5 protein-coding genes are annotated in these 7,732 nt (G+C 64.7%); 4 read left to right on the forward strand and 1 reads right to left on the reverse strand.

The window, feature by feature from the left end; genetic code table 11:
- The 4 genes from OXK16_00185 to OXK16_00200 all read left to right on the forward strand — a co-directional run.
- A partial coding sequence (locus OXK16_00185) for a hypothetical protein (protein MDE0374370.1) occupies positions 1-295 on the forward strand: 295 nt, incomplete at its 5' end.
- Between the two features lie 45 nt (positions 296-340).
- Positions 341-754, forward strand: a complete 414-nt coding sequence (locus tag OXK16_00190; protein MDE0374371.1) for a hypothetical protein — start codon at positions 341-343, stop codon at positions 752-754.
- A gap of 1,015 nt (positions 755-1,769) precedes the next feature.
- Entirely contained in the window at positions 1,770-4,148 is a 2,379-nt protein-coding gene (locus tag OXK16_00195; protein MDE0374372.1) for an S-layer homology domain-containing protein, read from the forward strand.
- A gap of 216 nt (positions 4,149-4,364) precedes the next feature.
- A complete protein-coding gene (locus OXK16_00200) occupies positions 4,365-6,434 on the forward strand; it encodes an S-layer homology domain-containing protein (GenBank protein MDE0374373.1) in 2,070 nt (689 codons plus the stop codon).
- Positions 6,435-6,493: 59 nt separating this feature from the next.
- Here the strand turns inward: OXK16_00200 and OXK16_00205 are convergent, their stop codons facing one another.
- Positions 6,494-7,393 carry an S-layer homology domain-containing protein gene (locus OXK16_00205; protein ID MDE0374374.1) on the reverse strand — a complete coding sequence of 300 codons (900 nt, stop codon included), beginning with the start codon at positions 7,391-7,393 and terminating at the stop codon, positions 6,494-6,496.
- Between the last annotated feature and the right edge of the window lie 339 nt (positions 7,394-7,732).

The raw sequence follows: 7,732 nt of genomic DNA on the forward strand, positions 1-7,732 counted from the left end.
GGATGTGGCCGGGTTGAAGGGGGATGTGGCCGGGTTGAAGGGGGATGTGGCCGGGTTGAAGACGGATGTGGCCGGGTTGAAGGGGGATGTGGTAGGACTGGACGCGAAGGTGTCCGGGTTGGCGGAGGGCCAAGCCGAGTTGAAGGCGGACATGAAGGCAGGTCAGGCCGAGTTGAAGGGGGGCCAGGTGCGGTTGGAGGACCACATCATCCAGTTGGCGGGCGGTCTCGGTGAGGTCAAGGGCGAGTTGAAGAGGATCGCCCCCAGGGAGAAGGTCGCAGCCGGTGGTTCGTAAGGCGAGTGGCCGCTGGCCACTGGCCACCGCCGAAGGGAGTGGCTAATGGACCCGCAGCTGGTTGATTGGGGAGGCTCTGCCGTCCTGCTGGGCATCTTCTGGCAGTTGATGGCCTGGTCGATGAGACGGCTGACCCGGCGCCTTGACCACCAGGATGAGGATCTGGCCGAGCTGAAGACGGATATGGTCGGGTTGAAGCGGGATGTGGCCGGGTTGAGGACGGACATGGTGGTGGTGAAGGCGGATGTGGCGGGGTTGAAGGAGGGTCAGGCCGGCTTGCGAGCGGATGTGGCGGGGTTGAAGGTGGGCCAGGCGAGCTTGCAGAAAGATGTGGTCGACTTGAAGGGGAGCCAGGCTCGGATGGGCGACACCCTCCTCCAGGTAGTGGGCGATCTCGGCGTGGTCAAGGGCGAGTTGAGGATCGCCCCCAGGGAGAAGGCTGCGGCAGGCGGTTCGTAGGCCGTGCCGGCTGCCGGATTCCCAGCTCGTTCCCTTCCTCGTAGCCCCGAGGGCTCCCGCCGCCTACACATATATATATATACGCGCAGGAACCGCTACCCCCGCCGACCCCGTGGCCCGGCAGCGAGCCATCGACCACCAACCCCCGACCACCAACTACCGAACGGGTTCCCGGCTCGTTCCCTTCCTCGTAGCCCCGAGGGCTCCCGCCGCCTATACATCTATATATACGCGCAGGAACCGCCACCCTCGCCGCCCCGTAGCGCGCCCGGTATCCACCGCACTGGCCGCTGGACGCCACTGGCAACTGCCCACTGGCCACTGCCCACTGCCCACTGCCCACTGGCCACTGGCCAAGATTCTTTCGAGAACGCGAAAAAACGCCGTCTGATCCGACAGGGCCGGAGGCTGTCCGGCTTGGCCGGATGATGACCTTCCGGTAGCTGTGAGTTCACCGATCCAGGCCGTTCCTGGCCACGCCCGAGGAGTTCGACCGCCTGGGCCTGCCCGGAGCCCCTGCTGGGGCATGGTTAGCGCCTCGCGCGAGCGCCCTGCTGACGGACTCGGACAGAACGGACGATTCCACGCCGGCTCCCGCGCGCTACGTTGTCGGCCATGGCGAACGGTTGCCCTGCGCCGCTGGTGCTGTTACGGTGACATGACGTGAACGCCAGGTATCGGAGGGATCCGCTCCTGTTGGTCAACACAGTGTTACGCATCTGGAATGGGATTGGCCATGAATGAACGTGCTGATGAACGTGCTGTGCTACACTCCGTGCTCGGCATGAGCCCTGCCACCGTGGTAAGGTTCTCGGTATGTTCCGGGTCAACCACCCAGAGGGGAGTAGCCGGTGATTGGCGCAGGTAGCGCTAGTTCGGGTGCATCCGCGAGGGTTTCGCAGCTGCGAATTGTGCGGCCCCGGACCGGCAGGCTTGCCATAGGTGGAAAAGAAAGGAGGGGCCGATGCCCCGATTGAGAGGGCATGCGCGCCCGTTACAAGCAAAGGAGGGGCCGATGGCCCAGCTAGTGAAGAAGCGGCGCTCGCGTTGGGCAATGCTTGTCGTGACCGCCATGGTCGCTTCGCTCTTCGCGATCGGGAGCCCGGCCACGGCCGCGGAGATCAAGACCGGCGACGAGAACCAAGCGTCGCCGAGCTACGAGACCGACATGACTGCGTGCCTTGGTGAAGCTGAGAATGACGCCGGTTTCGTTGACGTTTCCGAGAATCACACCTTCTACGGCGCCATCAACTGTCTGGCCCACTACGGCATCACCATGGGCATGGGGGATGGCACGTACGCGCACGAACAGAACGTGAGCAGCTTCGAGATGAAGCTGTTCATGAGCAGGGCGGCGAGTCTGGTTGGGGCTGATGCCGACGACGTCGTCGGTGATGTGATGATGTCGGATCCGGTCACCCGGGCCGAGATGGCAGTGCTCATCGCCAACCTACTGGTCGGATCGGCTCACAACGATGTGGAGATCGGTTCTGACGGGTTGATCTCGATCGACGACGAGCTGGCCAGCACCTTCGACCACTTCGCCGATGCTCGCTCCTCGCAGCCTCGCTCTACGGATGCGGCTATCAGCGCTCTATATGAGTTGGGTGTTGTGGACGGCACGGGCGACAGCACGACGTTCTCGCCCAGCGACAACGTGACCCGTGGTGAGATGGCTGCGTTCATCACCCGGGCGTTGGCTCACACCAACGCACGTCCGGCCGGTCTGACCGCTCAGGCCGACGGAGCGACGATCGTGGTGTCGGTGCGTGACGACATGCACAATCCGGAGGTCAACGTTCTGGTCGACGCGTTCTGGATCAAGAGCGAGCGGGCCGACAGGGCCATCGATGATGACGGCGAGTGCCGCGGCATCGTTAATGCTGTCGATGACGAATCGGACGAGTGCGAGATCGACGACGCCTCCACTGGCACCAACAGTGATGGCCAGGCCCGCATCTACGGGCTGGCCTCCGACCTGGACGAGGAAGTCACCGTCTGGGTGTGGCAGGGCGAAGACGGCGACGAGGTCAACGCCGACACCGAGCTGTTCCCCCTCACCGTCGGACCGCTCACGCCACCGGTTGAGCACAATGCGATCAAGGTGACGGAGATGTCCCCGAGGGTTCCTCTGGTCAAGTTCGGACAGTCGTATGCGCTGTCCGCCCAGCTTCAGGGAACTTCCGGAGGCGAAACCGTCGACGCTGTCTCCGAGAAGGGTGGCACCACCTATGTCCTGGTGAAGGAGACCTACCAAGGCAGAGTCGGTCTGGACGCGACGACGCAGATGCCTCTGTTCGACAGTACGACCAATCGTCCCGAGGTGACGTCTGGCGGCGATGATCTGGCGCTGGTGAGTCGGACCACGGAGACGCTGAAGTTCAGCGACAAGGGTCTTGCCACCTTCAGCGTGTCTGCCGACGATCCCGACACCTCGTCCAGTTCACGTGACGACTATCGGACCTTCGTTTGGCGCATCACGGATAACGCCAACGAGGGCGCCAAGGGCACCAAGGTCACTACCGAGGTCAGGGACGCGATCGTGTTCGCTGAAGAGAGCAGCGCGGTGACGACCCTGCGGGTGTCGCCCACCAACTCCTACGTTGAGCGGCCTAGCTCCGGATCGGAGGGCAACTCGGTGACGGTTACGGTGCTGGACCAGTACCAGCGGCCGATGAACAACATCCCTGTCACGCTCGACAGGGTGACTGTCGGCGCGGCTGCGCTCACACGGGTGTCTGGCAATGCGAATGACGACTTCCTGCAGCGGCCACGTCACACGGATTCGACCGGATCCGTGCGGGTCAGCTACAAGAAGTCTGGTGATCCCGAGATCCAGAACCTGGTAGCGGTCCACGACCCGGATACCGGCTACTGCGATGTCGACCATGAAGATCACTCCAATCGAGGAGACGGGCCTGACGAGACATCCGACAACGAGGATGACTGCATCATCAGTGCCGAAGCCACGTCTGACGACATCGTGACACCGTTCGGTTCGCAGGCCACCGTCCACTGGTACGTCCGGGGCACCGTGGCTGCATCTGCAGCCAAGGATGTCTTGGACGGCAGTTCTGCCGACGGTGAAGTTGTCGTGGGCGGCGCCGATGCCGATGCTGGCGGCACTCCTGCCGAGGTCCCGACCGGGCAGCCGGTCCTGTTGACCTTCGATGACAACGACATCTTCCGGGTCGGCCGGGACGGCGACGATGCGAACGACACCGTCGACGATGCTGAGCTCCGCTACGTCACCCTGGCTGACTTCGAGGAGGCTCTCGACGCGGTCCTCGATCCGGACGGCGACGAAGGTGGAACTCTGCAGTGGTCGGGCTACGACGCCGAGGACAGCGACGAGCGGACGCTGTTCATACTGCGGATCACGGATGACGCCTAACAGATAGGAAGGAACGGAGCCGGGCAACCCGAGTCTCGGCTTCGCCCCTCCAAACCTGATTTCATCATCAACCAACGGAGAGGCCCCGGCCAAGTGCCGGGGCCTCTCAGCGTCTGCGCACCGGCTTCACATTGTTGCGGACACGGCGTCAGCTAGGCTGGTTTCGAGCGTTGCGTGGAGGGTTGCGGTTTCTTGGGAGGGTATGGGGGAGACCCAGTGCCTCAGCTGGTGAGCAGGCGGCGTTCGGGCAGGTCGATCCTTGCCGTGGGCGCGCTGGTGGCCTCGCTTGTCGCGCTTGGGGCGCGCTCGGCCGGAGCGGTCGAGGCCGTGGCCGACCATGCGACCCCGGTGACCGCATGCGTCGGTGACGCCACTGCGGACCGGATGTTCGATGACGTGTCGGCGGGACACTTCTTCCGGGATGCCATCAACTGCCTGGCCTACTACAGCGTGACCATCGGCTACGGCGACGGCACCTTCGGGCCCAGCCGGAATGTGTCCCGGTTCGAGATGGTGCTTATCATGGAACGATCGGCCCGCATCGCGGCGGCAGACCCCACCGACGTCGTGGCCGACTTCGCCACCACGGGGTCCGACCCCGTGAACCGGGCCGACATGGCGTTGCTTATCGCCCGGCTGCTCACCTCGGCGACCGACCAGGACTCCCGTGTGAACGTAGTGCTGGAATCCGACGGCACCTTCACCGTCGGGGGGACCGAGCCCGACGACGCGTTCATCGACTCGCGCCGGAGTCAACCCCGCACCAAGGACAGCGCAGCCGGCGCGCTGTTCGAGCTCGGTGTGGCGCAAGGCACCGGGGGCGGCAACTTCTCACCGGAAGCGCCTGTGACCCGCGGGGAGATGGCCGCCTTCATCACCCGCGCCCTGGCCCACACCACGGCCCGTCCCGAGGGTGTGACGATCCAGCAGTACCTGCCCGGCGAGGTGACCGTGTCGGTCCGCAACGAGGTCTTCGCTCCGATCGTCAACGCAACTATCGACGCCTTCTCGACCGCCTCACCGGATGCCCACCGGGCCTTCCGTAGCGACGGATCGTGCAGTTCCCTCGTGACCGACGAGTCAGGCAGCACATCCTGCGTGATCGATGTTCTCGACCCGGTGACAGGACCCGACGGAGACTTTACCATCGGCCTTGGTCCCACCGACGAGCAGGCGGTGACCGTCTGGGCCTGGACAGGAGCACTCGGCGACGTTATCCGCAGCGGGGACGGCCGGCTCGTCAGCATTGAGGTGAGCACTCAGGGCGTGGAGGCGACCGGCGCCAAGGTCAGCAACAGCCTGCCTGAGAATGCGACCCATGCCCGCTTCGGCACCACCGTCACCGTCACCGTCCAGCTGGTCGGTGGGAACGGGTTGCGAGCGGTTCCGCCCGAGGACGGCGCTTCCTACACGATCAGGAGAGACGCCTTCCGCAGCATCGACGCCCCGGCCACCCCCAGCAGCGGCCTCTGGCAGAGGAGCACCGAGGTTGTTGCAGTGGACGACACCGGCAAGATCGAGTTCATCCTCGACGGGGACGATCCGGAACCCAACGACACCGGCGACACCATCCCCGACGAGACCCTGTGGCGCTACACCGTCACCCCGGTCGGAGACAGCCCCCCGCTGGACGAGCCGGTCGAGTACGTGGAGGTCGTCTTCACCGACGCGGATCCGGCGGCGACCACAATCGACCTGGCCACTCAGGTCAAGTACCTGCGGGCTGCGAGGTCGAGCTCGCGCCCGGTCAACAATGTGGTGATCGCTACTGTGACCGATCAGTACGGCCAGCCGTTCAGGGGTGCGAGGGTGCAGCTTGCGAGCACCAGCACGGACTTCTTGTTCTCCGGCCCTGTGACCACAGGCTCGTCGGGGGCAGCCCGGATTGGCTACCAACACTCCGGCACCGGAGGCAGTACGGAGACCCTGACCGCATCCCTCGAGGGCGTCACCGGCGTCACCGGCACCGTCGACTTCCTGTGGGCCGACGATCCTCCGATCGGTTTCGAAGTGACAACCAGCGGCGGGACGTACGAGGTGCTGGCGGCCGACCCTCAGCGCAACGAGGTCGTCGTCGATCTGGGCGTCGGTTTCGGGACCCCGACCGTGGTCGTTTACGACGGCAACGACCGGTTCCGTCTCGAAGGCAGGGTTGTGTCGCTGAGCCTCTTCGAGAGCGTGCTCGCCAACGAGGTGGACGATGAGGCCAGCATCCTGCTGCTCGGCTGGGCGTCACGCGATCCCGACAACCAAGCCGATCGCACCGACTGGTTCCTGGTCACCTAGACCCCGAAACGCCGGCCGGCCGTCACGGCAGGCCGGTGTCCACTAACCCGGGAAGGCGCTCAGGACCGCTTCTCTGTCAGGATGATGCCCCAGGTGAAGTCATACTGGGTGGTCCGGTCGGGGTCGGTGTTGGTGTCCTCGGGGGTGATGGCGTTGTCTATCATGTAGGCGCTGACCCTGATCTGGCCGCTCGTGGGCAGGCGTCCGGGTACGTTCGCGATCTCGACATCGGCTGGCCCTGCTTCCCTGAACAGGTTTGTCCCGTCCGGCAGGGTGCCACCATCCAGCTTCAGGGTGTTGATCGCGTGAGTCTTCCACGCGCTGCTCGAGTTCTCCCGGTACTCGACCTGGATCAGTGTCACCGCTTCGGAGATGTTGCCGGCGGCGCCGCCTTGGTTGCCGTCGTCACCCTGATCGTGATCTGCTGCTGCCTTGGTGGCCTCCAGCGTGAACACGGCTGTGTATATGCCTGCCGGGAGGCTGAACGAGCGGACCTGGTGTTGGGTGCCCCTGGTGGTGAACGTCCGCGGCGGCACCGTCGTGGGTGTCGTGTCGTTCCCGAACCCGGTGTTCGGGTTTGACCCTTGGACGGACCCGCTCTCCAGCGCTCGGATCCGGTTCTCGAGCTGTCTGATCACGTTGTTGTGGTAGCGGTGCAGGAACGTCACCGACTGGGCTCTGTTCACGTACGTCTCGGGGCAGAAGTACGTGCCGTCTCCACATCCATACGTGATGTTGTTCTGAACGGCCCACTGCACCGAGTCGCGGGCGTAATGGTTGCCAGGCACGTCACGGAACTGGCCGCTCCCCTGTGCGAATGCCACGGCTGCCGCCGTCAACGCAACAGCCGCGGCGACCATGACAACGGTCAGCCGAGACGCGCGCCGTCGCCACACACGCCGCAGGCGCCCATCCGAGCCCTGCGCCTCGGGTTCCCCGGAGGGGGGAGTCGTGGTCATGGTCATTGTCCTCTCCTGTCCTCTCCTTACGGTGCAGCCTATGGCCCGTAACCCAACCGATCAAGGACTCGACCAACCCCCCCCAACCCCAGCAAGCCCACGCCACCCGCCGCCACCCCCCGTTCCTCAGGATCAGAGCGTCATGGGTGACGCCCTGTGCCTCATGTTCACGGACCCCACCTTTCTCGATGCACAGGACGTCACCGGTGGTGCGGTGTTCCTCAGGTTCAGGGCGTCATGGGTGACGCCCTGTGCCTCATGTTCACGGCCCCCATCATTCTCGATGCACAGGACGTCACCGGTGGTGCGGTGTTCCTCAGGTTCAGGGCGTCATGGGTG

Source organism: bacterium, assembly GCA_028821235.1.
Classification (GTDB): Bacteria; Actinomycetota; Acidimicrobiia; order Spongiisociales; family Spongiisociaceae; genus Spongiisocius.